The sequence below is a fragment of the Dyadobacter sp. SG02 genome (assembly GCF_900109045.1).
Classification (GTDB): domain Bacteria; phylum Bacteroidota; class Bacteroidia; order Cytophagales; family Spirosomataceae; genus Dyadobacter.
In genome coordinates, this window is record NZ_FNYL01000010.1 from 25339 (window position 1) to 52086 (window position 26748).

The 26748-nt window shown below is 48.3% G+C and carries 25 protein-coding genes; 14 read left to right on the forward strand and 11 right to left on the reverse strand.

Annotation, left to right across the window (positions count from 1 at the left end; genetic code table 11):
• Positions 1-27: 27 nt before the first annotated feature.
• Positions 28-192, forward strand: a complete 165-nt coding sequence (locus tag BMW93_RS35540; protein WP_177194170.1) for a hypothetical protein — start codon at positions 28-30, stop codon at positions 190-192.
• On the opposite strand, the gene BMW93_RS22350 is transcribed toward BMW93_RS35540, so the two are convergent.
• The 3 genes from BMW93_RS22350 to BMW93_RS22360 form a co-directional block, all read right to left on the reverse strand.
• Positions 189-797, reverse strand: coding sequence for a YigZ family protein (locus BMW93_RS22350; RefSeq protein ID WP_090381572.1), 609 nt, complete (start codon positions 795-797; stop codon positions 189-191). The genes BMW93_RS35540 and BMW93_RS22350 overlap by 4 nt on opposite strands.
• Complete coding sequence (locus BMW93_RS22355) at positions 787-1974, reverse strand: MFS transporter (protein ID WP_090381575.1); 1188 nt, start codon at positions 1972-1974, stop codon at positions 787-789. The genes BMW93_RS22350 and BMW93_RS22355 overlap by 11 nt, the downstream gene beginning before the upstream one ends.
• Positions 1975-2173: 199 nt before the next feature.
• Positions 2174-2608 carry a DUF6934 family protein gene (locus BMW93_RS22360; RefSeq protein WP_090381577.1) on the reverse strand — a complete coding sequence of 145 codons (435 nt, stop codon included), beginning with the start codon at positions 2606-2608 and terminating at the stop codon, positions 2174-2176.
• 114 nt (positions 2609-2722) lie between these two features.
• Here BMW93_RS22360 and corA point away from each other — a divergent pair, with 114 nt between their 5' ends.
• Both corA and BMW93_RS22370 read left to right on the forward strand, forming a co-directional pair.
• Positions 2723-3667: a magnesium/cobalt transporter CorA gene (gene corA, locus BMW93_RS22365; RefSeq protein WP_090381579.1), complete on the forward strand. Its 945-nt coding sequence runs from the start codon at positions 2723-2725 to the stop codon at positions 3665-3667.
• Between the two features lie 383 nt (positions 3668-4050).
• On the forward strand, positions 4051-5037 hold the full coding sequence (locus tag BMW93_RS22370; protein WP_090381582.1) for a glycosyltransferase family 2 protein: 987 nt from the start codon (positions 4051-4053) through the stop codon (positions 5035-5037).
• On the opposite strand, the gene BMW93_RS22375 is transcribed toward BMW93_RS22370, so the two are convergent.
• Together BMW93_RS22375 and BMW93_RS22380 are read right to left on the reverse strand one after the other, a co-directional pair.
• The gene (locus BMW93_RS22375) at positions 5024-6058 is read right to left on the reverse strand and encodes a glycosyltransferase family 1 protein (RefSeq protein WP_090381584.1); all 1035 of its coding nucleotides are present in this window, start codon (positions 6056-6058) and stop codon (positions 5024-5026) included. The genes BMW93_RS22370 and BMW93_RS22375 overlap by 14 nt on opposite strands.
• A gap of 44 nt (positions 6059-6102) precedes the next feature.
• Positions 6103-6720, reverse strand: a complete 618-nt coding sequence (locus tag BMW93_RS22380; RefSeq protein ID WP_229240689.1) for an FkbM family methyltransferase — start codon at positions 6718-6720, stop codon at positions 6103-6105.
• 442 nt (positions 6721-7162) lie between these two features.
• On the opposite strand from BMW93_RS22380, the gene BMW93_RS22385 reads away from it, so the two are divergent.
• Positions 7163-8158, forward strand: coding sequence for a ribonucleoside-diphosphate reductase small subunit (locus tag BMW93_RS22385; protein WP_090381589.1), 996 nt, complete (start codon positions 7163-7165; stop codon positions 8156-8158).
• 86 nt (positions 8159-8244) lie between these two features.
• Here BMW93_RS22385 and BMW93_RS22390 read toward each other — a convergent pair whose 3' ends face one another.
• Positions 8245-8697, reverse strand: coding sequence for a regulatory protein RecX (locus tag BMW93_RS22390; protein WP_090381591.1), 453 nt, complete (start codon positions 8695-8697; stop codon positions 8245-8247).
• A 121-nt stretch (positions 8698-8818) separates the two neighbouring features.
• Between BMW93_RS22390 and BMW93_RS22395 the strand changes: the two genes are divergently transcribed.
• Both BMW93_RS22395 and BMW93_RS22400 read left to right on the forward strand, forming a co-directional pair.
• Positions 8819-9634, forward strand: coding sequence for a metallophosphoesterase (locus tag BMW93_RS22395; RefSeq protein ID WP_090381593.1), 816 nt, complete (start codon positions 8819-8821; stop codon positions 9632-9634).
• Between the two features lie 118 nt (positions 9635-9752).
• Complete coding sequence (locus BMW93_RS22400) at positions 9753-10973, forward strand: FAD-binding oxidoreductase (RefSeq protein WP_090381596.1); 1221 nt, start codon at positions 9753-9755, stop codon at positions 10971-10973.
• 24 nt (positions 10974-10997) lie between these two features.
• Here BMW93_RS22400 and tyrS read toward each other — a convergent pair whose 3' ends face one another.
• Positions 10998-12293 (reverse strand): tyrosine--tRNA ligase, encoded by a 1296-nt coding sequence (gene tyrS, locus BMW93_RS22405; protein ID WP_090382125.1) that lies wholly within the window; start codon positions 12291-12293, stop codon positions 10998-11000.
• Positions 12294-12441: 148 nt separating this feature from the next.
• Between tyrS and BMW93_RS22410 the strand changes: the two genes are divergently transcribed.
• A complete protein-coding gene (locus BMW93_RS22410) occupies positions 12442-14232 on the forward strand; it encodes a discoidin domain-containing protein (RefSeq protein WP_090381599.1) in 1791 nt (596 codons plus the stop codon).
• Between the two features lies 1 nt (position 14233).
• Here BMW93_RS22410 and BMW93_RS22415 read toward each other — a convergent pair whose 3' ends face one another.
• The 3 genes from BMW93_RS22415 to BMW93_RS22425 form a co-directional block, all read right to left on the reverse strand.
• Positions 14234-14800 carry a Uma2 family endonuclease gene (locus tag BMW93_RS22415; RefSeq protein WP_177194171.1) on the reverse strand — a complete coding sequence of 189 codons (567 nt, stop codon included), beginning with the start codon at positions 14798-14800 and terminating at the stop codon, positions 14234-14236.
• Positions 14801-14881: 81 nt separating this feature from the next.
• Complete coding sequence (locus BMW93_RS22420; RefSeq protein WP_229240694.1) at positions 14882-16144, reverse strand: S-adenosylmethionine:tRNA ribosyltransferase-isomerase; 1263 nt, start codon at positions 16142-16144, stop codon at positions 14882-14884.
• An 11-nt stretch (positions 16145-16155) separates the two neighbouring features.
• A complete protein-coding gene (locus BMW93_RS22425) occupies positions 16156-16668 on the reverse strand; it encodes a glycerol-3-phosphate dehydrogenase/oxidase (RefSeq protein ID WP_090381604.1) in 513 nt (170 codons plus the stop codon).
• 110 nt (positions 16669-16778) lie between these two features.
• Here BMW93_RS22425 and BMW93_RS36320 point away from each other — a divergent pair, with 110 nt between their 5' ends.
• The 4 genes from BMW93_RS36320 to BMW93_RS22440 all read left to right on the forward strand — a co-directional run bounded on the left by BMW93_RS36320 (position 16779) and on the right by BMW93_RS22440 (position 18985).
• A complete protein-coding gene (locus tag BMW93_RS36320) occupies positions 16779-17069 on the forward strand; it encodes a BrnT family toxin (protein ID WP_090381607.1) in 291 nt (96 codons plus the stop codon).
• Positions 17047-17205, forward strand: a complete 159-nt coding sequence (locus tag BMW93_RS35545; protein WP_177194172.1) for a hypothetical protein — start codon at positions 17047-17049, stop codon at positions 17203-17205. Before BMW93_RS36320 ends, BMW93_RS35545 begins: the two co-directional genes overlap by 23 nt.
• Positions 17206-17214: 9 nt before the next feature.
• Positions 17215-17775: a cob(I)yrinic acid a,c-diamide adenosyltransferase gene (locus tag BMW93_RS22435; RefSeq protein WP_090381611.1), complete on the forward strand. Its 561-nt coding sequence runs from the start codon at positions 17215-17217 to the stop codon at positions 17773-17775.
• 142 nt (positions 17776-17917) lie between these two features.
• Positions 17918-18985 (forward strand): branched-chain amino acid aminotransferase, encoded by a 1068-nt coding sequence (locus tag BMW93_RS22440; protein WP_090381614.1) that lies wholly within the window; start codon positions 17918-17920, stop codon positions 18983-18985.
• Between the two features lie 122 nt (positions 18986-19107).
• On the opposite strand, the gene BMW93_RS22445 is transcribed toward BMW93_RS22440, so the two are convergent.
• Positions 19108-19992 (reverse strand): AraC family transcriptional regulator, encoded by an 885-nt coding sequence (locus tag BMW93_RS22445; protein WP_090381617.1) that lies wholly within the window; start codon positions 19990-19992, stop codon positions 19108-19110.
• 197 nt (positions 19993-20189) lie between these two features.
• On the opposite strand from BMW93_RS22445, the gene BMW93_RS22450 reads away from it, so the two are divergent.
• The 3 genes from BMW93_RS22450 (at position 20190) to BMW93_RS22460 (ending at position 26743) form a co-directional block, all read left to right on the forward strand.
• Complete coding sequence (locus tag BMW93_RS22450) at positions 20190-22019, forward strand: sodium:solute symporter family protein (protein ID WP_090381619.1); 1830 nt, start codon at positions 20190-20192, stop codon at positions 22017-22019.
• Positions 22020-22043: 24 nt separating this feature from the next.
• Complete coding sequence (locus BMW93_RS22455; RefSeq protein WP_090381622.1) at positions 22044-23261, forward strand: glycosidase; 1218 nt, start codon at positions 22044-22046, stop codon at positions 23259-23261.
• Between the two features lie 296 nt (positions 23262-23557).
• Entirely contained in the window at positions 23558-26743 is a 3186-nt protein-coding gene (locus tag BMW93_RS22460) for a SusC/RagA family TonB-linked outer membrane protein (protein WP_090381623.1), read from the forward strand.
• Positions 26744-26748: the final 5 nt, after the last annotated feature.

Genomic DNA, 26748 nt, shown 5'->3' on the forward strand with positions numbered 1-26748 from the left:
TGAGAAAACATTCAAACAGCTGCCATCATGAAAATCACGAACGAAAGCGAATACGAAAAAGCCTCGGAGCGTGCCGACGAGATATTCGATGCCAAGAAAGGTACTCCCGAGGAAAAGGAATTACAGGAACTACTGAAAGCGATCAAGGAATATGAAGACGATTTCGTGCGAATGCTTCGCGAAAACAACTAGTCAGCCAGTTCCGCGGAAAGGCCCTCTACTTTCTCCGAGCGCGTCATAAACCGCTCGACGAGCGTGGAGCGTACTTTTACTTCCATGGTGCATTGCATTTCAAATTCCTGCGTACGCACGGGAAGCTCCATTTCCTTGACGATCCGCATGACGTCATTCATTTGCGGGTATTGGAATGAAAGCCGATAAACACTGAAATAATGCCGTGTGATAATTTCTGCTACATTCAGGGCCTCCTCGGTAGCGGTTTTATAAGCGTTGATCAAGCCCGGCACCCCAAGCAGCGTCCCGCCAAAATACCGCACTACTACGACAATCACATTCGTGATATTCCTCGAATATAATGCATTGAGAATCGGACGCCCCGCTGTTCCCGATGGCTCACCGTCGTCGCTCATGCGGTAACTCATCCTGTCGGCGCCCAGGCGATAGGCATAACAATGGTGAACTGCTTTGGGGTGTAGCTCGCGCAGTTCGTTCAGATTAGCTTTGGCTTGCTCGTCGTTCTCGACAGGATAAGCATAGGCCAGAAATTTACTCCCCTTATCCTTGAAAAAGCCTTCCGCTGGATTAGCAATGGTTCGGTAGGTATCGTCAAATAACACGGGTGCGACGCTTTTTAAACTGATAAATAACTACTGTGTAAGAAAGGGCAGCCAATGCAAACGCCGCCATGCTGAAAAATACCAGAGGGAGATTCTCTCGCTGGTTTGCAAATAATTCGGCAGAAAGAAATGCCCCGAGGCCAATGCCTGCTTCCAGGGAAATAAACATCGTCGCAATCGCCCGGCCGCGGTTATGGTCGCCGCTCAAATCGACCGTCCAGGCGGAAAGTACCGGTGACAGGATGCCCATTGAAATCCCGAAGAATGCGGCTCCGGTGAGAAACATCTCCACGGATTCGGCAAAACCGGTGAGGATCATCGCGATGATCAGGATAATACACCCTACAATTGTGACCGGCATACGGCCATGGCGATCGGATATTTTACCCGCGAAGAGCCTTACCATAATGGAGGAGATGGTAAACATCATAAAATACAACCCGCGGTTCTGCAAGCCCAGGTAGTTGCTAAAATCCGGCGTGACCGTAGCCACTGCGCCGAAACCAAAATAGCAAAGAAATGTAATGAGTGCCGGACTGAAAACATCGGGCTCGAAAATGTCACGGCGGGTGATTTGAAATGACTTTAAGGAAAGTTTTTGCTTCTCCTGCAAAGTTTCCTTCATATTCAAAAGGATCGCAATGGAGAGAAATGCGAGTAACGACGAGGTGTAAAAAAGGGCATTCAACGAAAATTCCTCGCTGATCATGCTCCCTATCGCCGGCCCAAATGCGGACCCTACGCTCATACACATGCCGTGGATGCCCATCGCCTCCCCACGGCGGTTGGCCGGCACAATGTCAGCCACATAGGCGGCGGTACCGGTCGGTTTGAATCCTGTCGAAAAGCCATGGACCAGCCTGAGCAGCAGAAAAGGCATTACCGTGGTGAAGATCGGGTACAGAAACCCGCAAACGAAGCATACCAGCGAACCGAAGGCCATCACGGGAACCCGCCCGACGCGATCGGTAAGCCGACCGCTGAATGGCCTGGAAAGACCTGCCGTTAATGTAAACAAACCGATAATTGCCCCTTTGTATTCGGCCCCGCCCATGCTCGAAAGGTAAGCCGGGAGCTCGGGTATCAGCATATTGAAGCTGGATGAGAAGAGAAACGAGCTAAGGCCCAGCAGCCAGAACTGCGTCGTCAATATCCCACTTGAACCTGTATTTTGCATCGCACAAATTTACGATACTTTACAGAAACAGCGGAATTTACTTCGACTTATCGGCGAGCTCCTTTAGATAGGGTGCCAGTACTCTCTTCGCCTCTTCGACTTTGCGGACAACGAATGGGTCGTTCCGATGACTTTTCAAATTGGAATTTATTTTAATCTTTGATAAATCAACGAGCGGCTGTCTTTTCTCCTTCATTAGTCATTTTCGTTTAATAAGAAACCCTTCAAAATCCAGATTCTGCGAAAACTGGACAGGCATGCCTTGCATTATCCCTTGTACTTCAAATATACCACTCCAATTTTCAATATCTCTTGTTAAAATGGCCCGATATAACCGATTTCTTGAAGATGAACTTCCTGAGAAATAAATACTTCTATCAGGATACATCTCAAAAAACGCCAAAGCGGTCTTTACGACGGTGGCAAGAACTTTTCTCATGTCACCATTATTACTCACTACCATATCATTTAATTGCCCCTTCTTATCCATATCGCCGAATGCCAAGTTATAAAGATCGACTCCTATCTCCTCAAACTCCACAGACTTCTGAATCCTGCAACCCGAGGAGCAGCTTTCGAACCAAAAGGACAAGTAATCGTCCGAAGCCTCGAACGGGTAAAATTTCTCTTTCACAAGTGCGTGTAGTTAAGCGAATACAAGTTAGCTTTAACCGGTAAGTGCTCCAAGCCAATGCAGCACCGATGAACGAACGGCTAAGCGTATGGCTTTTTTCCCCAACTTTGACGCATGGTACGCATATTCTATAAGGACGGCAGAGTCATTAAGCGCGAAAACGATATCCGCGAACTGGGTAAGATCCCGAACCTCGTGTGGGTGGATTTACAGTCTCCGAGCGCCGAAGAAGAGGAGTGGGTGGAGAACAAATGCAATATCAGTTTTCAGACCCCCCAGGAAATCGTAGAAATCGAAAGTAGCTCCCGTTTTTTCGAACAGAACGAGACAATCAATGCCAACTCCAACTTCCTCAAAATAGAGCGGGAGGGCTACGAAACATATCCGGTGTCCTTCATCCTGCATCAGAATGTGCTTTTTACCTACCGCCGCGGTGACTCGAAAACGTTTGCAGATACCGTAAAAAAGATGAAAGTGAGCCCGGAAAGTATACAGGGAGGCGTCGATTTTATGCTATTGCTACTGGAAACCCGCATTGAGGCGGATGCGGATGCGCTCGAAGGCATTTCCAAAGACATTTCGGCCATCAGCAAGGATCTCACGCACGAACAAAAAACACGGCAGGAAGTCCTGATCCGCATCAGCGGTTTGCAGGAAATCACGATGATGCTTCGCGAAACGAGCATCGATAAGCAGCGTGTACTCTCCGGCATTCTCCGTAGCCAGTACTTCCCCGAGGACAGGAAAGAGCACCTGCGTATCATCCTCAAAGACATTAACTCTCTTCTCGAATACACCACTTTCAATTTCGAGCGACTCGAATACCTCCAGAATACCTTCATGGGTCTGATCAATCTCGAACAGAGCCAGGTAATCAAGATTTTCACGGTGGTAACGATCATTTTTATGCCGCCGACGCTGATCGCCGGTATTTTCGGTATGAACTACCAGCACATACCCTCCACCGGTGAACCGTGGGGGTTCTGGCTTTCACTGCTGCTGATGGTCTTCTCATCGCTTGTAGTCCTTTGGTTTTTCAGAAGAAAAAAATGGATTTAGAAAGGAATCTTTATCGGTTTGTTATTTTTTCTAATGATTATACGTTACAGGTATAATTTTAATGTAATCTTTAATGTTGTAAGCGAATACAATAAATATTTCGCCATAGTGTTAGTATAGAAGTTATATTTCCGCGCCCAGGTTTATGCCCTGTGCGATCAACCCTCTTCCAACCATTTCCCTAACAGCAGAGTCATAACTTCAGGCGGCGTAGCTCCCGCGAGCGCTGGCTTGATATTTGTACAAAATATATCCGCAAGGATATGGAAATGAGCTATATAATTTCACCAAAGAAGAAGATCATGAACGCCATCCTGTTACAAGGAAATATTGAAGAATCGGGTATTAAAAAAACGCTCAACTAACTTGATAACCGATTGTATATGAAAAGTATATCAGTAGTAATTCCCAATTATAACGGGAAACATCTGTTCGAAAAATATTTTGAGCATAATTATAAGGTCCTTCAAAAACTCGAAACCAGTGTTCAGATTATTGTAATCGACGATGCATCCACGGATGAATCTGTTGCATATTTACAAGAACATTACGGTGACAAGATCACGCTGATTCGTAAAGATACCAATTCGGGGTTTTCAGATACTTGCAATATAGGCATCCAGAATGCCACCAATGACCTGATTTTTCTTCTTAATACGGATGTAACCCTCGAACCCGGTTACATGGAAAAACTCTATAAGTATTTCGAATTGGAAGATACTTTTGGTGTAATGGGAAGGGTTATTGGTATGAATGATGATTTCATTCGTGAAGCTGCCAGAGAACCAAAAATTTCAGGAAGAAAAATAAAGTCATCGGATTTCTTTCATCTGCAAAATATCAATGCTTTTACGCCGACATTTTATTTGTCAGGTGCAATTGCATTAATGGATACACAAAAACTGAAAGCCATTAACGGATTTAATGAAATGTTCAATCCGTATTATGGCGAAGATCAGGAGCTTTCGATCCGCGCGTGGCGATTGGGCTGGAAATGCTATTACGAACATGATGCCGTTTGCCGGCACGAGGTTTCGGCCAGCACCAAAAACCACAATCATAAAAAGGCCATCAAAAGAATCCATTTCAGGAACCGTTACTACGTTCACTACCTGCATTTGCAAGGTATGGACCTGAAATTATGGCATTTGCAAATCCTGCTTTGTGATGTATTGCTCGGCCTGCTGACGCTACAATTCTTTAAAGTAGAAGCGTACTGGGATTTCTTTAAAAACCGGGACAACCTGCAAGCGAAGAAAGTAGCCTTTAACAGGGAAATGAAAAAACATCACTCGGATATTGGTATTATTGATGTGATCAATAACTTCCGGATGATGCTGAAATACCAGCAGGTAATTAAACTGAATTAACAAGGCTTCGATACAACTCAAGGTATTCCGAAGCTGCCCTATCCCAGGAAAAGAATCTGGCCCTATCCCGGATTCTTTCCCTGGGTTTTGTTTTATTATAGTCTTCAAGACTCGCATTCAATACATTACGCATGTGCTCGGGCTCGAAATTATCGAAGTAATAAGCGTAGTCACCGCCGATTTCCGGTAGTGATGTACAGCGTGATAAAATGACCGGCTTGCCGTAGTACATCGCCTCGATAACCGGCAATCCGAAACCCTCCGCAATGGACGGAAATACGAAAGCAGTACAGTTGCTCAGATACCATTTTTTATCGTTCTCGGAGATAGGGCCCGTAAAAAATAGCCTGTCAAGCACATTCAGCTTCTGTGCTTCCTTGATAATCGCCTTCTTATATTCCTGGCTGCTTTCAATCCCCGCAATAACAAGCTTAAAATCATTACCCGCCAGCAATGCAGGCAGTACATGGAAATTTTTTTTCCCGACAATCGTTCCGATCGTAAACAGGAATGGCTGCTCAATCGGCTTGTCCGGAACATTAATTACACCGGTATCATCGATATTACAGCCATTGTAAATTACTGATGTGGGCTTATTCCCTAATTCGAGGTACTTTTTTAAATCTTCCAGAACATAATAAGAGATCGCTACGATATGATCGGCCCGGTCTATCTTTAATTGCAACCTGTTCAAATACTTCTTGATACGTTTCTCGGATCTGTTGCCGTCATAAAGAAAATTCAGGTCGTGGATTGTTAGAACCACCGAAACCTTTTTCCCAAACGGAAAATACCTTGAACCCTGGTAGGTGCAATGCCAGATATCAACCGATTTGGTATCCGGGAAAAACAGTTTGTGAATAAAATGCTGGGAAACATAATTGGCATTTTCGCCAAAAGCATGCTCTGCCGAATTAGGTAAGTAAAAGGCAATTTTTTCCTGATCGTTCCCAACCTTTTTTAATATGGAATTCCCTAATTGAAGGCAATAGTGGTAAAGCCCGGTATGAGGGTGCCTCATCCTCTCGCAATCAATCAGAATTCTTTTTGACATAAAATGATTATTCATTTTTTGCACGCTTCCAGTGCATAACAAAAACCGTTAATGGGCATGTAACTCACATGATAGCCCAGCTCTTCAAGATACTGGCTAAACGTAATTACATTAAACTGACTATCAATATCATGCACCTCAACCAACATTCTTTCAACCCTGCGCACAACATCCGGCGGCGTGTTCAAAATAATATCATATTCGCTTCCTTCGCAATCCATTTTCAGCAAATCGACCTTTGCCTTCGGAATACCAGCCATGATTTCCGAAAATGAAACGGCAGGAATCCACAGCTCCTTTGTATTATCAGTATTAAAACCTTTTAACGAAGAAGCGACCACCTGATTATCTTCCGTGTCCTGTGCGTATAGGCGCAACATTTCGCAGGGTGTTCCTGTCACGGCAAAAGGATTGATGGTCACGCTTTTATCAAACCTGCGATTGGAGGATGCAATGGAACGCATTCGTTCGATATTACTGCTCAGAGGCTCATACGCATAAATTTGAGCATTCTTTGTTTTAGATAAAAGCAATATATCAAAAAAACCGGCGTTTGCGCCGATATCGATCACCAGCGGATCATCAGGCATTACGCCCGTCAGCGTCCCGATGTTGTATACGTCGGCCATAAATATTTCCTTGAACACCTGGTGTAGGCTGGCAGGGACGTCGAAACGGAGGCTGTTGGGTTTCGTGACAAAGCGTAGCGTCCTGCCACGGTCGTGAAATTTGTCGAAGATATATTCGAAAGGGTTACGGATGTTCCGGAACAAATTGACGTACCTCCTCGGGCCTGTTACGGGCATGGGCTATGAATTTAACGATATGGAATATTTCCGGGGTAGACATCCAAAGCACCACCTCCCTGCATTATACCCAGAGTCTCACCTGCATCACATTAATAATTACCGATAGGGTTGGTTCAGGTTTTCCATCGGTCGGATGTCGACAACTTTGTTTGAATTTTAGCCCAAAGCGTGTAGCTTTGTTTTCTTCCGGCCCGGCTGTCAGAGCCAACGGCAAGTAATAACGTTATATCATTCTGATCCCAGTAAAATACTCTAATTAACTATGTCACAAGAACTTACCAGACAGGAACCCCTGTTGATAGAAGATCCCTTGCGGTTTGTTTTGTTCCCCATCAAGCATTCCGACATATGGGAAATGTACAAACGTCACGAGGCATCGTTCTGGACAGCCGAGGAAATCGATTTGTCGCAGGATATGAAGGACTGGGAGAACCTGAATGACGGAGAAAGGCATTTCATTTCCCACGTACTGGCATTTTTTGCGGCATCCGACGGGATTGTCAATGAAAACCTGGCGGTCAACTTTCTTAGCGAAGTGCAATATGCCGAAGCTAAATGCTTCTATGGGTTCCAGATTGCGATGGAAAACATCCACTCCGAAACCTACTCGCTGCTGATCGACACCTATATTAAAGATCCGGTTGAGAAAGACAGGCTGCTAAGGGCGATCGAAACCATCCCATGCGTGCAGAAAAAAGCTGACTGGGCATTGAAATGGATCAACAGCCCTGTTTTTGCGGAACGCATCATCGCATTTGCAGCAGTGGAAGGGATTTTCTTCTCCGGGTCGTTCTGTTCGATCTTCTGGCTGAAAAAACGTGGCCTTATGCCCGGACTTTCATTCTCGAACGAGCTGATTTCCCGCGATGAGGGCTTACACTGCGAGTTTGCATGTTTGCTATATACCAAACACATTCTGAACCAGTTGCCGCAAGAGCGCGTGATCGAGATTATGCTCGACGCGGTGGAAATCGAGAAAGAGTTCGTGAGTGAAGCGCTTCCGGTGTCGCTGATCGGTATGAATGCCGATTTGATGAAGCAATACATCGAATACATCGCGGATTTCTGGCTCGAAAGACTGGGCTGCCCCAAACAGTTCGGCTCGGCCAACCCATTCGATTTCATGGAGCTGATCTCGCTTCCGGGCAAGACCAACTTCTTCGAAAAACGGGTAGGAGAATACCAGAAAGCAGGTGTGATGAGTGGTGTGAAGGACAAAGAATCCGCGCACAGAATTTCGTTCGACTCCGACTTCTAAACGATCTGTCACCCTGAGCGAGGTCGAAGCAAATACGAAACGCAGCTACCCTTCGACTCTGCTCAGGGTGACATACCAATACTACATTATAACTCTCCTATTTCCTTCCACACCAGCTCGCTTTCATACCCCTTTGCCAGCGCGAACCTGGCCAGCTTCTGTTTCAATTTAAAAGGATCTGTCTCCGTTTTCGACAGCAGAACCCGCTTCTTCGCAAGCAACTCGCGCAAGCCCGACACATAATCGTCGTCACCGATCTCGTTCATCCCTTTTTCAATGCTGTAAGCACTCAGCCCGCGGCGGTTCAGCTCCTGCCGGATTTTCATCCGGCCCCAGTTTTTCACCCTGAATTTCCCTCCGGCATAGGTTTTCGCAAAGCGTTCCTCGCTGAGGTAGTTCATGGAAATCAGCTCTGCGATGATCTCGTCGGCTTCGTCGCCCCACACATTCCATTTTTTCAGCCGCTGTTTCACCTCGTCCTGCGTGCGCTCCTGGTAAGCGCAATAGGAAGCTGCTTTTTGCAGAATAAGCCGGTCCATGTATTCAGGTTTTTATTAAATATGCTTAACAATGTGCAAGATTAAGGAAATATAACGGACGAATAGCTATTTTTGAACACGCATGAAACCCCTATTTCCGATCATCCAAACCCGTTAAACCATGACTTTCCAGAGACGGTCTTTTCTTAAACTCCTGCCTGCATTATCCGGAATCACCTATTTGTCAGAACCCGCGAAGGCTCAACCGGCGGCCAACATCGCATTACGGTTCATCGTCGCATCCGACGGACATTACGGACAACCCGACACAGAGTTCAAGGCATTCCATTCCGACCTGGTAAGTTGGGTAAACCGTGAAAAACTGCAAAAAGGGGTGGATTTCCTCTTCATCAACGGCGACCTCATCCACGACGACCCTACCCTGCTTTACGATTTTAAAAACACGATCTCGAACCTCAGTGTGCCCTATTATGTAAGTCGCGGCAACCACGACAAAGTGGCACTGGATGTGTGGCAAAGCACCTGGGGCTACCCCACCAACCATAGTTTTGCGAAAGGCGAATATGCATTTGTAGTTGGTGATACGTCAAATGAAAAAGGCGAATATGTATGCCCCGACGCTACGTGGCTGCGCAACGAACTCGCCAAATACAAAGACAAAAAAGGCATTTTCGTGTTTCTGCACATTACCCCGGCCAAATGGACCGTGAACGGCATCGAATGCAAGGAAGTGATCGAACTTTTCGAAAATACACCTAATGTGAAGGCCATTTTCAACGGCCACGACCACGACCAGGACAGCACCAAAATCTACGGCAAAAAGCCCTACTTCTTCGACGGCCATTTCGGCGGCAACTGGGGAACGACCTACAAAGGCTACCGCATTGTCGAAATCTACAATGACCACACCTGGCAGTCCTATCAATATAATCCGACTGCGGCGCCGGTATTGAATACGTTTTCCGGGAAGGGGTGATGGTGCGCTGCACCTTTTAAATCTGGGGGAAACGCGACCATTTCTACAAGTATTTGGGGCTCTGCCCCTGGTACAAAATTTTGGAGTCTCAGATTCATCAGTTCAACCAAAACACCTGATGGATCTACTCAGTGGCCAGCCTCATTGGTTCTACAAAAATGGGGCGATGCATGCTTACCCTGCTTTAACAGAAAACCTGACAGCGGAAATCGTGATTATGGGCGGCGGTATCACCGGCGCATTGCTTGCCTGGCATCTTACGCAGGCAGGATTTCCGGTGGTAGTGCTGGAAAAACGGCATATCGGGATGGGAAGCACGTCCGGTTCCACGGCATTGCTGCAATACGAGATCGACACCATGCTAACCGACCTGATCGGCCTGGTAGGAGAAAAGAATGCCGTACGCAGCTATCTTCTTTGCATAGAGGCCATTCATAAGGCCCGCGAAATTGTGGGTTCATTGCAGGTCAAAACCGGCTTTTCGCTCATGAAAAGCGTGTATTATGCATCGAAAAAAGATGATTTACCGCTTCTGGAAAAAGAATACGAGGCGCGCAGAAAGATCGGCATCGATGTAGAATGGTGGGATCAGGCCACACTACGTTCCCATTTCCCAGGTATCCGCAAAAGCGGCGCGATCCTTTCGCACGATGCCGCGCAGGTGGACGCCTACGCGCTCGCGCATGCGCTCTTACAGGAGTGCATTCAGAAGGGTGCGCGCGTGTATGATACGGTGGAAATCACCGACATCCGGCATGATCGGGCGGGTGTTACGCTGATATTGGACAACGGAAATATCGTCAAAACAAAGAAGCTGATTGTTGCAGCAGGTTACGAATCGCAAAAACTGATATCGCACAATTTCGTACGGCTACATTCCTCCTACGCGATCGTGAGCAAGCCTATGCCGGAAAGAAAGGAATTGTGGTACGAAAATGCATTGCTGTGGGAAAGTGCCCGGCCTTATCTGTATTTACGCACGACCGAAGATCACCGGGTGTTGATCGGCGGCAAGGACGAAATGTTCCAAAGCGCCGTCAAAAGGGACAAATTGCTTAACCGGAAATCCAGAGAGTTGGAAAAGAATGCCCGCAGCATGTTTCCGGACCTGCCGTTTGTGACGGATTATACCTGGTGCGGCACATTTGCCGAGACTGAGGATGGCTTGCCTTTTATCGGTGGTGTGAAGGAGCATCCAAATACCTTATTCGCATTGGGATTTGGCGGAAACGGCATCCTTTTCAGCATTATCGCCGCCGGCATTATCACAGACCTGATTGCCGGAAAGAAAAATAAAGACGCCGCTATTTTCAGTTTTGAACGGCTTGGCAAGCGCTAATCGCCCGCCAAGCATTTCAAACCACTATATTACCTTAATCAGGTGGTTCTTCTTACCTTTTGAGATCAACAAAAACTTGTTTTGCAGCAATGCGAAGTCGCTCAACGTTTGCTCCGCGGCGGTAACCTTCGATTTATTCACACTCACCGCATTCTGCTGGATCGCACGGCGCGCTTCGCCTTTCGAAGCATACACTTCTCCGCGGGTTACGGTCGAAACGAGGTCGGTAATGTTGGCGCATTCGTCCCATTCGACACGGGTGATTTCCGTTTGGGGCACGCCGTCGAAAACAGTGTCGAACTCATCTATTTCAATGCTTTTAAGCGTTTCCAATGTCGCCTTACCGTACAGAACTTCCGATGCTTTCAACACCAGATCCAATGCCTTTTGCGAGTGAATGCGGATCGTCAGCTCGGATGCCAGCGCCTTTTGCATATTGCGCAAATGCGGCTCGGCGGCATGGCTGGTTTCCAATGCTTCGATTTCCTCGCGACCTTTCAGTGAGAAAACACGCAGGTAGCGCGGCATATCCTCGTCGCTCTGGTTGAGCCAGAACTGATAGAACTGGTAAGGCGAAGTGCGTTCCGGGTCGAGCCAGATGTTACCACCTTCGCTTTTCCCGAATTTGGAGCCGTCGGCTTTGGTAACGAGCGGCGTGGTCAATGCATATGCTTTGAAATAGCCTTCATCATCACCCTCTTTGCGACGGATGATCTCCGTACCGGTCGTGATGTTGCCCCATTGATCCGAACCGCCCATTTGCAGCCGGACATTTTTGTTTTTATATAAATGATAAAAATCGTAGCCCTGCAAAAGCTGGTAGGAGAATTCGGTAAAAGAAATACCGGTTTCCAGACGCTTTTTCACAGAATCCTTCGACATCATATAATTGACGCTCAAATACTTGCCTGCATCGCGCAGGAACTGCAAAAAGCCAATATCCTTAAACCAGTCGTAATTATTGACCATTTCGGCCGAATTTTCACCGGAATTGAAATCCAGAAATGATTCGAGCTGCTTGCGGATACCTTCCTGGTTGATCCGCAATGTATCCTCGTCGAGGAATGACCGCTCGGCCGCCTTGAAGGAAGGGTCGCCGATCATCCCGGTCGCGCCACCCACCAATGCGATCGGCTTGTGGCCTGCGCGCTGGAAATGCACCAAAAGCATAATGGTAGCGAGGTTACCGATGTGCAGCGAAGGAGCCGTCGGGTCGAAGCCGATATAACCGCATGTCATCTCCTTTTGAAGTTGCTCATGTGTTCCCGGCATCATGTCGTGCAGCATGCCCCGCCAGCGTAGTTCCTCTATAAAATCAATCGCCATTCTAAAAAATGTTGCTTATTTCAAAATCGACCGCAAAGGTAAAGGTTATCGGTTTCAAAACTTCTTAAAGACACAATGGTTTTGCGCACCCGAAAGATTATTAATCCAAAAACAGGTAATTTTGGAGGATTAAAAGAATAATATGTATCCTATCATCAACAAAATCATGTTGTTACGCATTTTCGGAATATTCATCGGTTTAACACTAATGCTCAGCGCGATGCCTGCCATTGCCCAGAGCACTTATTGCAATCCGATGGACATCGACTACAAATACAATTTCGAGCAGCTCAACGACAATATCAGCTACCGCTCCGGTGCCGACCCGGTGATCATCAATCACAAAGGCGAATACTTTCTTTTCGTAACCATTTCAGGCGGTTACTGGCATTCCAAAGACATGCTTAACTGGAAATACCTGACCGCCAACCGCTGGCCTTTCGAGGACATGTGCGCACCCGCGGCGGTTTCCGTTCGCGATACATTGTTTTTATTTCAATCCACATTTGAATCGCGGCCGATATTGTATTCCGTTGCCCCCGAAAAAGGCATCTGGGAGTTCTACAATCGCTGGACGCCCCGGTTACCAAAGGACATCGGCCCCTGGGACCCCGCTTTGTTCCACGACCCCGATACCGACAAATGGTATATGTATTGGGGCTCGTCAAATGTCTACCCCATTTTCGGCTCGGAGCTGGATTATTCCAAACGGCTTGCATTCAAGGGGCAATACCAGTCTTTGTTTTGGCTAAATCAATATGAGCACGGTTGGGAGCGCTTCGGGCCAAACCATTCGGACCCATTCAAACCCTTCACCGAAGGCGCCTGGATGACTAAGCACAAAGGCAAATATTACCTGCAATACGGCGCGCCGGGTACCGAATATAATGTGTATGCCAATGGGACATACGTCAGCGACCAGCCGCTCGGGCCCTTCACCTACGCTACTTATAACCCTGTTTCCTACAAACCGGGTGGTTTCGCGACGGGCGCCGGTCATGGCAATACATTTCAGGACAATTTCGGTAATTACTGGAATACCGGCACCTCGTGGATCGGCCTGAACTGGGCTATGGAGCGTCGCATTGTGCGCTACGCCGCCGGGTTCGATAAGGACGGTCAAATGTTCGCCAATACCCGTTTCGGCGATTTCCCGCACAAAATAACCACCAAAACCTGGACCGGCAAAGGCGACGAGCTTTTCACCGGCTGGATGCTGCTATCCTATAAAAAGCCCGTAACTGCCTCGTCAACGCTCGACACCATGTCCGCGCAAAAGGTCACAGACGAAAATCCAAGGACATTCTGGGCCGCAAAGCAAAACAAGCCCGGCGAAACGCTGACGATCGACTTGCAAAGCGAACAGGAAGTAAAAGCAATACAAGTCAATTATACCGACTACAAATCCGACATTTTCGACAACAAGCCCGAAAAGGTCTACACGCAATTCAAAATCTGGACCTCAAAAGACGGCAAGAAATGGGATCTCGCGAGCGACCTTACCAAAGAGCCCAAACGGGATCGCCCCTGCGCCTACATCGAGCTCCCGGCGCCTGTCCGTGCGCGGTACGTACGCTATGAGCACGTATACGTGGCGTCGCCGAAATTGGCGATCAGCGAAATCAGGATTTTCGGAAACGGTTTCGGCAAAGCGCCGCAAACGCCCGCGACTTTCACCGCCATCCGACAGAAAGACGCCCGCAATGCGGATTTGAAGTGGGAAAAAGTACCGGAAGCGACAGGTTACAATGTGCTATGGGGCATCGCCCCGGATAAATTATACCAGACCTACCAGTTCTGGAACGACGAACCGAACACCTTCGAGCTGCGCGCGCTCAATGTAGGCGTGCCTTATTATTTTGCTATTGAGGCTTTTAACGAGAATGGAGTGAGCGCTGCGAGTAAGGTGGTTGCGGTGCAACAATGCTTTTGAATTACTCCTCCGGCGCGAACTCTTCCGGCATGAACTCGATGTTCTCATAAATCGCTTCGAGGCTCATTTCGAAATCGAATGCATCGAGGCGGACGAGGTCGGTTGGATTATTAAATGTGTGATAGGTCCAAAGATCCGTTTGTTCTAAACGTGAATAGAGCTCGACGCGATAGTCATTTTGCTCCACGAGAAGATAGTATTTAAGAGAAGTTACTCTTTTGTATTCTTTTAACTTAAAAACACGGTCGGTATGCTCTGACGTTTTGGATACGACTCCAACCACTATACTGGGATGTTCGACAATGTAAGATCCTGACAGATCGCTCGACGCGCAGGTAACCATCACATCCGGGTAGGCGTAATAGACATCTGATGCCTTTAACTTGATGGTTTCCGAAAATGCCCGGCACCCTCGGGGACGAAAAAAACTTGAAAAGGCCGCTCGAATGTTTGAAACAATCTCATTATGGTTCAACGTATCGTCGGCCATAGGGTACATTTCGCCGTTAAAATATTCATAGCGAATATCACTTTGTTCGTCCAATTCGAAGTATTCCTCGACAGTCATTCTCCGGTCAATTAGCTTTACACATCCCATAATTTACTGTTTTTTAAACAACAAATAGCAGGAAAAGATCAACTAATAAAACTACCGAGCCTCGTCAACGAGCCAAAGGAGCGACGAATCGCCGTAGCTTAAAAAGCGGTAATCGTTGGCCAATGCTTCGGAATAGATCGTTTTCCAATCTTTTCCTACAAATGCGGCCACAAGGAGAATGAGCGTGGAGCCTGGCTGATGGTAATTGGTAATTATCCCGCGGCATAAGCGGAAACGATAGCCCGGAAAAATGAAGATCTCGGTTTCACCTACGATTTCATTAAGATTTGCAGCATCCATATAATCGGCGACGGCTTGCAGAGATTGGGCCGCGGATGGGAGTTCTGCCTCTTTCCAGGGATATGGATAGAGTTTTTCGATATTAAATTCTGTCGTTTCCTCTTTAAAGAGCTTCACGCCATACCAGTACAGGCTTTCCAGCGAACGCAATGAAGTAGTACCTACCGGCACAATGTGATCAACCGATTGAAGCAGGTTATCAATTAAGCTCCTTGTAAACACCACTTGCTCCGAATGCATCCGATGCTCAGTAACCTTCTCGACTTTAATAGGTTGAAAAGTACCGGCGCCCACGTGCAAGGTGAGGAACGATTTGCGGATGCCTTTTTGCGCTAATGCCTCAAAAACGCGTGGCGTGAAATGCAATCCGGCTGTGGGAGCGGCAACGGCGCCGTCGTGGTGCGCGTAAACGGTTTGGTAAGTTTCCTTGTCCGGCTCCTCGGTATCGCGGTTCAGATAGGGCGGCAACGGGATTTCACCCAATGCTTTCACCAGGTCCAGAAACGTAACGTCGGCGTCCCAGGTTAGCCTCACCAAATTGCGCTCATAATCATGATACGAAATCTGCAAATGCACTTCCGTCCCACTTACTTGTATGACATTTGATAATGCATCTCCCGCTTTCCAACGCTTTTTATTGCCTATCATACATTCCCACACGCACGAATGCTTTACCAGCATCGCGTCGTTGATCACCCTTGTGGGCAGTTCGGGATGCAGGAGCAGCAGTTCAATCACGGCTCCCGTTTCTTTCCGGAAATGCGCCCGTGCCGGGATTACTTTGGTATCATTGAAAACCAGAAGGGTATCTGCGGGTAATTGGGAAGTAATATCGGTAAACCGCAGATGATTGATTTCACCGCCTTTGTACACCATCAGTTTCGACTGATCGCGAACTTCCATCGGATACTTTGCAATGCGGTTGTCGGGCAAATCGTAGGTATAGCTTTCCAAATCGATCGCCTCCGCCTCTTGCCGCCACGATGCTTGCTCCTCCGCCATTTTACCTTGCATACCTCGCCAAATTACAGTTTATCGTCTTGCACGGGCGGCCATAGCAGGCGCAATGGAAGCAGGAATACGCCTAAAACAAGCGCAAGACTTGCATAGTACAGCCAGGAGAAATCGAAAACGTCCATTTTGTAGTTGGTACTATTGATCGTCGCCAACGCCATCAGACTGAAACCGGTGATCGTATTGATCACTGCTACGAGGCAAAAAAGCCAGTTGGTAAGATGCTCGTTGAGTTCCGCGCGATGCTGCGCCCATTCCCTGCGTTTCAGAATAGGCAGGTTCATCGGGTCTACATTCGGAATGTGCCGGGCGATGCCGGTGATCACCACGTTATTCAGCAGGAAAAGCCCCATTACGATATAAAAAATGTGCCCTTTTTCGACATAACGTTCTGCGAGGCCGCTATCCGCAAAATCCACCGCGACCATTTCAGGGAAGAGGGAATACGTCCAAACCAGCGCCCCGATAACGAATAATAAAGATGCCCAGCGCCAGATCTTTATTGCAAATGTTGTAACTTTCATGAATTAGGTACCCTAAATAGAGGTCTTTTCGCCATAGTAAATCGGGTGCAAAATTAGGTCGGGAAGCTTCCAAAACCTAATTGTATTAACACACATTATAATTTCCGGCGATGCAATTTGAATGGGATCCACACAACCTGAGACATGTTATCGAAGACCATCCTGAGAGAAAAAATACCGTGGAAGAGGTTGAAAGTGTCTTTGACGACCCGAATCTCGTTATAAAAACAGGAACAAGATTAGGCGGCGAGCAACGCTTCAATGCCGTAGATACAGGAAACTCACAGATAATTAATGTCGTTGTATTTACTGTTGACAAACGACTGATCAGGCCGATAAGCTGCTGGCCTGCCAACAAACAGACTATCCGCTACTACCATGAAAACATTAAAGGCAAATAAAATCGCCGTTATCAAAAACAGTCATACCGCAAAAGAAATGCGTGAAATCGAGAAAGAATTTATCAATTTGGAAACTGTAAAGTGCACGCTCGAAGAACTCATTAAAGCCGAGTCCGCAAAGAAAGCAAAGGCTTAATCCCAACACATGAAAATCTACACCAAAACCGGTGATAAAGGCACTACCGCGCTCATTGGCGGTACGCGCCTGAGTAAGGCGCACGTGCGCATAGACGCGTACGGGACGGTCGATGAGCTGAACAGTTACATAGGAATGCTCCGCGACCAGCCTGTGAATGAAAGCCGCAAAGACCTGCTCAAAGAAATTCAGGACCGCCTGTTCACGATTGGCTCGCACCTCGCTTCCGAGCCCGACCAGAAAAAAAGAATATTGCCTGACCTCCATGACGAGGACATTACATTGCTCGAAAAGGAAATGGACCTGATCGATGCCGCCGTACCTCCGTTGCGGGCGTTCATCCTGCCGGGCGGGCATCAGTCGGTATCTTTCGGGCACATTGCAAGGACGGTCTGCCGCCGGGCCGAGCGCGCGGTGATCCATTTGCAGCAGGGCGAAGAAGTGGAACTCATCGTGATCCGCTACCTCAACCGCCTCTCCGATTACCTTTTTATGCTCTGCCGCGCCATGACGCATGAGCTGGGAATCGAGGAAGTTACGTGGCAACCGAGGGTTTCCCGGCAAAAATAATTGTTATACTAAATATCAATTATTTATAGATTAAATTTTTTAAATTGCGAGACTTAGAAAGAATGCGCCGGGATTTCCAAATCCTGCCTTTTTTCAAGGTATTAGCTCCGGAAAGCGTTTGAAAAATTAAATTTTTGGCATCATGACAGCCGACACAGTACAAATAGAAGTTCAGCAAACCACCCAATCCCGTTTGCAGGAGGTTGACTTCAACAACCTCGTTTTTGGACGGAACATCTCCGACCACATGTTTATCGCCGAATACAAAAGCGGACAATGGCAGGACCTGCGTATCGTCCCTTACGGCGACCTCTCGCTCAGCCCTGCTACCGCCGCGCTACATTACGGTCAGGCTATTTTCGAGGGAATGAAAGCTTATAAAGACGACGCAGGTGAAGTGTTGCTTTTCCGTGCCATCGATAACTGGAAACGCCTTAACAAATCCGCCGAACGCCTTTGCATGCCGCAGATCCCGGAAGAGATTTTCATGAACGGCCTCACCGAGCTGCTCCGTCTGGATGCCGGTTGGGTACCTTCACAACCCGGCTGCTCACTGTACATCCGTCCATACATGTTTGCCACCGACCCTTATATCGGCGTCAAAGCATCGGAATCATATTATTTTATCATTTTCACGAGCCCGGTAGGCACTTATTATGCCAAACCTCCGCGTGTGAAAGTGGAAACGCGTTTTATCCGCGCGGCGGAAGGTGGCGTAGGTGCTACCAAATGCGCAGGTAACTATGCAGGCTCGCTTTACCCGGCGAAACTGGCCCAACAGGAAGGTTACGACCAGCTGATCTGGACCGACGCCCGCGACCACGAGTACATCGAAGAATCGGGAACAATGAACATCATGTTCATGCTGGACGGCAAACTGCTTACCCCGCATGTTTCTGAAACCACGCTCGACGGTATTACCCGCAAAAGCATCGTTTCAATCGCCGAGCATTGGGGGATTCCGGTGGAAGAGCGCCGTATCACCGTAAAAGAGATCATCGACGCATTAAAAGCCGGCAAGCTCGAAGCCGCATTCGGCGCCGGAACCGCGGTAGTGATCTCTCCGTTTGCAACGATCGCGTACGAAGGCACAGACTACCCGCTACCCGAAATCAAGGAAGATTCATTCGTGAATAAGGTTAAAACTTACCTGACCGACCTCCGCACCGGCAAAGAAGAGGATATCTTTGGGTGGATGTTGAAGGTTTAGTGACCGAAGGAATAGGTCAGCAAGTCGTTGAAATAACAAGAGTTCAAAGTTAGGGCAGTCCCAAGCTTTGAACTCTTTTTTTTAGACTCATTCACTCATCGCTCCGGCGACCCGGTCACTCATTAAACAAACGTCCTCGTCCCCGAGTAGTTATCACGAAACTCCTTCGGTGTGCAGCCGTTCCTGCTTTTGAAAATCCGGTTGAAATACGAAAGGTTGTTGAACCCGCATTTGTAAGCGATTTCTGAAATCGTGTTGGAAGTATTGATCAGCGAGCGCGATGCGTGGCCGAGCCGGATCTCGTTCAGGCTTTCGATGAATGTTTTGCCCGTACGCTTCTTGATAAACCGGCTGAACGACACCTCTGACATCCCCGCCAGCTTCGCCACGCCGCCCAGGTTTACCTCCTTATCATAGTTGTCACGCATGTACGCGAACACCTTTTCGATACGGCGACTATTGAAATTAATGTCTTCGTCGGTAAATGTGCTGTTGGAAAGCGTCCGCATGTCGCGCGAAACAGAAAGGTCGTGCAGAATGGACATGAGTTCGAGCATGGAATCGAAACCGCTTCTCTGCGCCAGGCTCGTAAGCCTCGGCTTGATCCGTTCGATCGTATCCTTCGAAAACGCGATCCCTTTGGCTGATTTTTCCAGCAGCGACCGGACAAAAAACAGCTGATTCCGTTTCAGGAACTTGTCGTCGAACAGGTCCCGGTGGAACTGAACCGTAACTTCCTTGATCTCCGGCATGCCTTCCTGCCACCGGTAGGAATTCGTAAGCCAGCCATGCGGCAAATTGTTGCCCACCAGCACCAGTTCCGCGTCGTCGATCACCTCGGTATGGTCGCCAACCACCCGCTTTACCCCTTTTCCCGAAAGGATCAGGTTCAATTCGAACTCCTCGTGGCTATGTAACGGAAAGTCGAAAACAGTCTTATTCCGGTCAAAAACGGTGAAACAATCGTACTGGGTCAATGGGGTAATTTCTCGGTAGATTTCATTCATAGGCAATTGGTATCGGTTGTTATGTTATATTCAGGTAACAATTTAAAGATTAATTATCAATAATGCCACCCATAAAACCTTCCCATAATCCTATAAACTGTTCGTATTGGTCTAATCATGGATAAAAAAGTATTATACCCTACGGCAGTTTTGTCAATAAGTTTGTATCATACGCGGATCGATTAGCAAGCTCACCGATGAAAATCAAGGCGATCGACCTCCTCGTCATATTACTCTATCTGGTAACGGTCATTTTGATCGGCATTTACCTCAAACGGCAGGCAGCGAAAAGCAAAACCGACTACCTGCTCGGAGGGAAATCCATGCCCTTCTGGATGCTCGGCATTTCGAATGCATCGGGAATGTTCGACCTTTCCGGTACGGCCTGGATGGTCGCGATCATGGTAGTGTATGGTGTAAAAAGCATTTGGCTACCGTGGCTGTGGCCGGTATTTAACCAAATATTCATGATGGTCTACCTATCAATGTGGCTAAGGCGCTCGAATGCGGCTACCGGAGCCGAATGGATGCTGTTCCGTTTCGGGGAACGCCAAGGGGCCGGGCTTTCGCACAAGATCATCATCGTTTTTGCATTACTAAGCTGCCTGAGCTTCATGGCCTACGGCTTTATCGGGCTCGGTAAATTCATCGAAATATTTGTTCCCTGGAAGTTGGTCAGCGCATTCCTGCCATTCAGTTTGTCGCCTGCCTATACTGCCCACTTCTACGGTATCATTTTTACGCTTTTCACAGCTTGCTATGCATTGCTCGGCGGCATGAAAAGCATTGTGTGGGCCGATTTGCTGCATTATCTCATTATGGTTATCGTATGCGTGTCGGTAGCAGTCATGGCTTACACGGCACTGCCCGGAGCAGGCAGCTTACCCATTCCCTCCGGCTGGACGGATCTGTTTTTCGGCAAAGAACTCGGCCTCGACTGGTCCGGCATTTTACCTGCAGCCGCTCAAAAGCTACAAAACGACAGCTTTACCCCCTTTGGTTTTTTCTTCGCTTTAATGGCCTCCAAAGGCATTCTCGCAAGCCTAGCCGGCCCGGCACCGAATTACGACATGCAGAAAATCCTCTCCACCCGTTCGCCCCGGGAAGCCGCACTGATGAGCATGATCGTGAATGTGGTATTGTTGCCCACCCGGTACCTTTTTATTACCGGAATCGCCGTTTTCGCATTGCTCTATTTCCAGCAACCCGGCATTTCGGCTGCCATCGGTACCGATTTCGAAAAAGTACTTCCGGCCGTGCTCAATACCTACATTCCATCGGGCTTGCTGGGCCTGGTTCTGATTGGCCTGATGGGCGCGTTCATGGGCACATTTGCAGGCACTTTCAATGCGGCACAAGCCTATTTTGTGAACGATATTTACCTCCGGTCCGTCAACCCAGGTGCGGGTAACCGGCAAATCAGCAAGATCAGCTATCTGTCCGGCATCGTGATCGTCGGCATCAGCATCCTGCTCGGCCTGCTAGCGAGGGATGTCAACAGCATCCTGCAATGGATCGTATCGGCATTGTATGGTGGATATATCGCTTCCAATGTCCTCAAATGGTACTGGTGGAGGTTCAACAGTGCAGGTTTTTTCTGGGGAATGCTGGCCGGTATCGTGTGCGCGCTGGTTTGCCCGCATGCTTTTACAGGCACATTGCCGCTCTATTATTTCCCGCTTATTCTGGGCATTTCAATCATGGGGGCGGTGGCCGGGTCTCTTGCGACGGCGCCGACAGATATGGAAGTCCTCAAAACATTCTATCGCACGGTAAACCCGTGGGGGTTCTGGGGGCCGGTCCGGGAAGAAATCCGCAAAAGCGACCCTTCGTTTTTACCAAACAGGGATTTGGGAAGAGATCTTTTCAATGTAGTTACCGGTATCATAGCACAAACCGCCATTACAGCGATACCCGTGTTTGGTATTCTTAAAATGCCTGTGGAAACCTGCATCGCGATGGCTATTTTTCTGGCCACCTCGACCATTCTCTGGAAAACTTGGTACAAGAACCTGCCGCATCAGTGATGAACAACCCCTGACAAATCGCCTATGACTGTCTTCGAAGAGCGTTTGCAACGCATCAAAAGCGAAAAGGAGCGACTGACCGGAACACGCAACGAAAAGCTGGGCTCCGGCGACGGATTCTGCGAGCGCTACAAGCTCCCCGTGCTCACTGCCGCACATGTGCCGCTCTTCTGGGAATACGACCTTAACCCCGCCAGCAATCCCTATTTCATGAAGCGGTTCGGCATCAATGCGGTTTTTAATGCGGGAGCGATCAGGCTTGGCGGGAAGTATTTGCTTGTCGTCCGGGTGGAAGGTTATGACAGGAAATCTTTTTTTGCGGTGGCCGAGAGCGATACCGGAATGGACGGCTTTCAATTCTGGAAATATCCCCTCGAAATGCCTGAAACTACCGAACCGGACGTAAACATATACGACATGCGGCTCACGGCGCACGAAGACGGCTGGATTTACGGGTTGTTTTGTACCGAACGTAAAGATCCCGCCGCAGCGCCCGGCAACGAGTCGCAGGCGGTTGCGCAATGCGGGATCGCCCGCACGCATGACCTGCACACATGGGAAAGGCTTGCGGACCTCCAAACGCCGTCGCCCCAGCAACGGAACGTGGTCTTACACCCCGAGTTCATCGACGGCCAATACGCATTTTATACCCGCCCTCAGGATTCGTTCATCGAGGCCGGGCGCGGCGGCGGCATTGCATTAGGACTGGCGCCCTGCATCGAAAATGCGCAGATAACGCGGGAAACAGTCATCGACGCCAGGAAATATCACACCGTTTACGAATCCAAAAACGGCCAGGGACCCGCTCCCATCAAAACACGACTTGGCTGGCTGCACCTCGCGCATGGCGTGAGGCACACCGCGGCGGGCCTGCGTTACGTTCTATACCTTTTCATGACCGACCTGGCCGATCCGGCGAAAGTGATTTATAAGCCCGCAGGTTATTTTCTGGCACCCGAAGGCATCGAACGCGTCGGCGATGTTTCCAATGTTGTATTCTCAAACGGCTGGATCGTCGATGACAACGGCGCGGTATTCATCTACTACGGGTCTTCGGATACGCGGCTGCATGTCGCTACCACTACGGTAGAGCGCCTGCTCGACTACATTACACGCACTCCACCCGAAAGTTTCAATTCCCTGTCATCCAGGAATACCCTTAGTGGCCTGATCGACCGCAACCTTGCATTCCTCTCTGCCGGTCATATGGAAAGCAGCACTGCATTCAACATACCGCGATAGTCGTCCACTTGGACGTATATCCATAACCGGAAACCATTCAATAGATTTGATGGGTGAGCATTAGAATAAATTCGCACGGCCGTAGTTGCACTTCCTATTTTAAACTTTAACATTAAATAGTCCAGTTTAACACCAGAATAATTTTAATTCCAATATTAAAGAAGTGTTAAAAATGTGTTATTTTTAGATAAAAAAGCACTATGTACATATGGAGTCAACCTAGGTATATTTGACTCAATTTTCAGCATTAATTCCTCAACCAAGTATCCTGTTTAACCTATCGATGTACGGACTGTATGAAAAAAAATCTACTAGTTACCATGCTGATGCTGTTCACTGTGCTCTCCATCAGGGGGTATGCACAGGAAATGACGGTATCCGGGAAAGTAAGCGACGCCACAGGCGGTGAAATTGCCGGTGTGAACGTTGTCGTAAAAGGTACCACCAGGGGTACTACCACTAATGACAAGGGTGAATATAGCATCACCGTAGACAAAGGGAAAACCCTGACTTTCAGCTATATCGGCTACGTTACCCGGGAAGTGGTAGCCAATGCAACCATCCTGAACATTTCACTGGCCGCCGAAGCAACCGCACTGAACGAGGTGGTGGTGACAGCTTTGGGTATCAGTCGTGAGAAAAGGTCTCTCGCATACTCCATTACCGAAGTAGCGGGCACTAACATGACGGCCGCGCGCGAAGCCAATCTCGGTAACGCACTTGCCGGACGTGTGGCGGGGGTTAACGTAAGCAAAATCGCTTCCGGGCCCGCAGGTTCATCACGCGTGATTATCCGCGGTAACAAATCCCTGCAAGGGCCTAATCAGCCGTTATATGTGATTGATGGTATTCCGATGGACAACAATAACTTCGGCCAGGCCGGTCTATGGGGTGGCTCCGATGAAGGGGATGGTCTTTCGAGTATTAACCCGGATGACATCGAGTCGGTAACTGTATTGAAAGGTGCGAATGCGGCAGCACTTTACGGTTCTCGCGCGACGAATGGGGTTATTAACGTCACTACCAAGCGCGGAACCAAAAGAAAAGGGATCGGCGTCGAGTTTGGCTCCAACTACGTTTTTGAAAAATTCAATGACCTCTCCGACCTGCAAAAGTCGTACGGCAGCGGGGCGTATGCGAATGGCGTAGCCGTCAAACCGGCTACTCAGACACAAGCATATGAGTGGGGTGACGACTCCTGGGGACCGAAATATGATAATAGCCAATACGTAGGGTTTGATGGCAAAATGAGACCTTATGCCTACCAGGGCGACAATTTCTCGCGTTTTTATAAAACAGGGCATGCATTTACGAACAACCTGGCACTATCCGGCGGAAACGAAACCCAGAACTTCCGGGCGTCGGTTACCAATCTGAACAGTACGACCATCATTCCCAACTCGGGTTACGACAGGATCAACATTTCCTTGTCAACTAATGCTAAATTCGGCAAACGCCTGACCTTGGACGCTAAGGTACTTTACTCCGAAGAGAAAGCTAAAAACCGCCCCAACGTGTCGGACTCACCAGGAAACGCGATCCAATCGCTTTGGCGCACGCCGGGAAGCTATAATGTGCTCGACTATTACGGTGATCCCAACAAACCGGGTGCAATTCCCGCCGGAACCGATGCCAATAGTCTGAGCGTTTTCGGCAAGCAGGTGGGAGAGGAATTCCAGCAAGCCAGCAACAACTGGGGCCAGAATCCTTACTGGGTAACCCACCAGTTTATCAAAACCGACAAAAAGAACCGATTTATCACCTCGGGGTCGTTGAAATACCAAATTACCGACTGGTTGTATGTCTCGGGCCGCGTCGGTCTCGATAAATACCAGCGCCGGGCCGAGGGGCTTACCCCGGAAGGAACAGGGTATCAGCGGGGCGGCGCGCGGAGCATGGGAACCTGGAATGTGCAGGAAATCAATGCTGAATACATGGTGGGAGTTAATAAAGACTTCGGAAAAATCGGGGTCAACGCATTTGTCGGCGGCAACCGGATGCGGTGGAAATACGACTTCGTCAATATCTATGGTAACGGTTTCAATGTTCAGTTTTTCCCTGCTATCAACAATGTGAAAGGAAAATCATGGGATTACAATTACCAGGAAAAGGGGATCAACTCCCTGTTCGGGTCGGCGGAGATTTCCTACGACGGTTTCCTTTACCTGAATGCGACCGCTCGTAATGACTGGTTCTCCACTTTGAACCCCGAAAGCAACAATACCCTCTATCCATCTATTGGAACCAGTTTCGTATTCTCGGACGCTTTCAAAAATATGCCGTCATGGCTGTCGTACGGTAAGGTACGCGCATCCTGGGCACAGGTTGGTAATGCAACAAACGATCCATATTCGACCAATCTAACCTATTCACTCAACGGCAACCCGCACCTGGGTTATGCAATGGCATCATTTTCACAAGCGATGGGTAACAATGGTACTATTCCAAACCCGAATTTGAAACCATTGACATCGACTGAAAAAGAGTTCGGGATTGACTTCCGTATGTTCAACAACAAGCTAGCAGTCGACTTTACTTACTACGACCAGCAAACTACCGACGATATTCTGAGTGCCACCATTTCCAAAGCCAGTGGATTCGGGCAGACTTATGTAAACGTAGGTAAAATGCAAAACCGTGGTATCGAACTCTTGCTGACACTTACTCCGCTCAAAAGCGCCAACCTGAACTGGGATGTATCGTTGAACCTTGCCAAGAACAATAACAAGGTAAAATCGTTGATCGAAGGCAGCAATGAGCTCGTAATGGAAGAGCCGCGCACGCGAAACGCCTACATCAAGAACATTGTGGGCAAGCCGTTCGGTATGATCACCGGCCGGGTACAGAAAATGTCGCCCGATGGCCAGCCCGTGTTTTACAGCGACGGCCGCCCTGTCGGATCAAGCGGATATGAAATCATAGGTAACGGTATCGCCAAACTTACCGGCGGTTTAACAAACTCATTCAATTACAAAGGCATCGATCTTTCTTTCCTGGTTGACTTCAAATGGGGCGGAGATATTCTTTCGGGCACCAACATGCGCCTTGACCAATGGGGTGTGAGCAAACAATCGCTGAAAGGAAGAGAAGGCGAAGCACCTTTGACCGTAACAGGCGTAACACAGGAAGGCACCGAATACAAACCTTTCACCAAAACCCTGTCACCGCGTGAAGCTTTTGACTACTGGCAATCCGTTGGCGGTGAAGCAGACGCTGTAACGCCAATGTACCTTTATGATGCTTCGTTCATCAAGTTGAGGCAGTTAACATTAGGGTACTCAGTTCCGAGAAAACTGCTTGAAAAAACCCCGTTACAAAGCCTCAGCGTTTCATTCGTCGGACGTAACCTCGCTATCCTGTTCAAAAACATCGATAACGTCGATCCGGAATCCACCTATTCGAACGGAAACTCACAGGGCTTCGATTATTTCGGTTTCCCTTCCACACGTAGTTACGGTTTCAACTTGAGAGCAACATTCTAATTATC

Bases quoted from the DNA above. Each gene is read 5' to 3' on its own strand.
- BMW93_RS22450 (WP_090381619.1), top strand. From the start codon at position 20,190: ATGAAAATCAAGGCGATCGACCTCCTCGTCATATTACTCTATCTGGTA.
- BMW93_RS22460 (WP_090381623.1), top strand. From the start codon at position 23,558: ATGAAAAAAAATCTACTAGTTACCATGCTGATGCTGTTCACTGTGCTC.
- corA (WP_090381579.1), top strand. From the start codon at position 2,723: ATGGTACGCATATTCTATAAGGACGGCAGAGTCATTAAGCGCGAAAAC.
- BMW93_RS22390 (WP_090381591.1), bottom strand. From the start codon at position 8,697: ATGGACCGGCTTATTCTGCAAAAAGCAGCTTCCTATTGCGCTTACCAG.
- BMW93_RS22355 (WP_090381575.1), bottom strand. From the start codon at position 1,974: ATGCAAAATACAGGTTCAAGTGGGATATTGACGACGCAGTTCTGGCTG.
- BMW93_RS22410 (WP_090381599.1), top strand. From the start codon at position 12,442: ATGTATCCTATCATCAACAAAATCATGTTGTTACGCATTTTCGGAATA.
- BMW93_RS22415 (WP_177194171.1), bottom strand. From the start codon at position 14,800: ATGACTGTCGAGGAATACTTCGAATTGGACGAACAAAGTGATATTCGC.
- BMW93_RS22375 (WP_090381584.1), bottom strand. From the start codon at position 6,058: ATGAGGCACCCTCATACCGGGCTTTACCACTATTGCCTTCAATTAGGG.
- BMW93_RS22445 (WP_090381617.1), bottom strand. From the start codon at position 19,992: ATGAATGAAATCTACCGAGAAATTACCCCATTGACCCAGTACGATTGT.
- BMW93_RS22455 (WP_090381622.1), top strand. From the start codon at position 22,044: ATGACTGTCTTCGAAGAGCGTTTGCAACGCATCAAAAGCGAAAAGGAG.
- BMW93_RS22440 (WP_090381614.1), top strand. From the start codon at position 17,918: ATGACAGCCGACACAGTACAAATAGAAGTTCAGCAAACCACCCAATCC.
- BMW93_RS36320 (WP_090381607.1), top strand. From the start codon at position 16,779: ATGCAATTTGAATGGGATCCACACAACCTGAGACATGTTATCGAAGAC.
- BMW93_RS22425 (WP_090381604.1), bottom strand. From the start codon at position 16,668: ATGAAAGTTACAACATTTGCAATAAAGATCTGGCGCTGGGCATCTTTA.
- BMW93_RS22385 (WP_090381589.1), top strand. From the start codon at position 7,163: ATGTCACAAGAACTTACCAGACAGGAACCCCTGTTGATAGAAGATCCC.
- BMW93_RS22370 (WP_090381582.1), top strand. From the start codon at position 4,051: ATGAAAAGTATATCAGTAGTAATTCCCAATTATAACGGGAAACATCTG.
- BMW93_RS35545 (WP_177194172.1), top strand. From the start codon at position 17,047: ATGAAAACATTAAAGGCAAATAAAATCGCCGTTATCAAAAACAGTCAT.
- BMW93_RS22400 (WP_090381596.1), top strand. From the start codon at position 9,753: ATGGATCTACTCAGTGGCCAGCCTCATTGGTTCTACAAAAATGGGGCG.
- BMW93_RS35540 (WP_177194170.1), top strand. From the start codon at position 28: ATGAAAATCACGAACGAAAGCGAATACGAAAAAGCCTCGGAGCGTGCC.
- BMW93_RS22420 (WP_229240694.1), bottom strand. From the start codon at position 16,144: ATGCAAGGTAAAATGGCGGAGGAGCAAGCATCGTGGCGGCAAGAGGCG.
- BMW93_RS22395 (WP_090381593.1), top strand. From the start codon at position 8,819: ATGACTTTCCAGAGACGGTCTTTTCTTAAACTCCTGCCTGCATTATCC.
- BMW93_RS22380 (WP_229240689.1), bottom strand. From the start codon at position 6,720: ATGGCCGACGTATACAACATCGGGACGCTGACGGGCGTAATGCCTGAT.
- BMW93_RS22435 (WP_090381611.1), top strand. From the start codon at position 17,215: ATGAAAATCTACACCAAAACCGGTGATAAAGGCACTACCGCGCTCATT.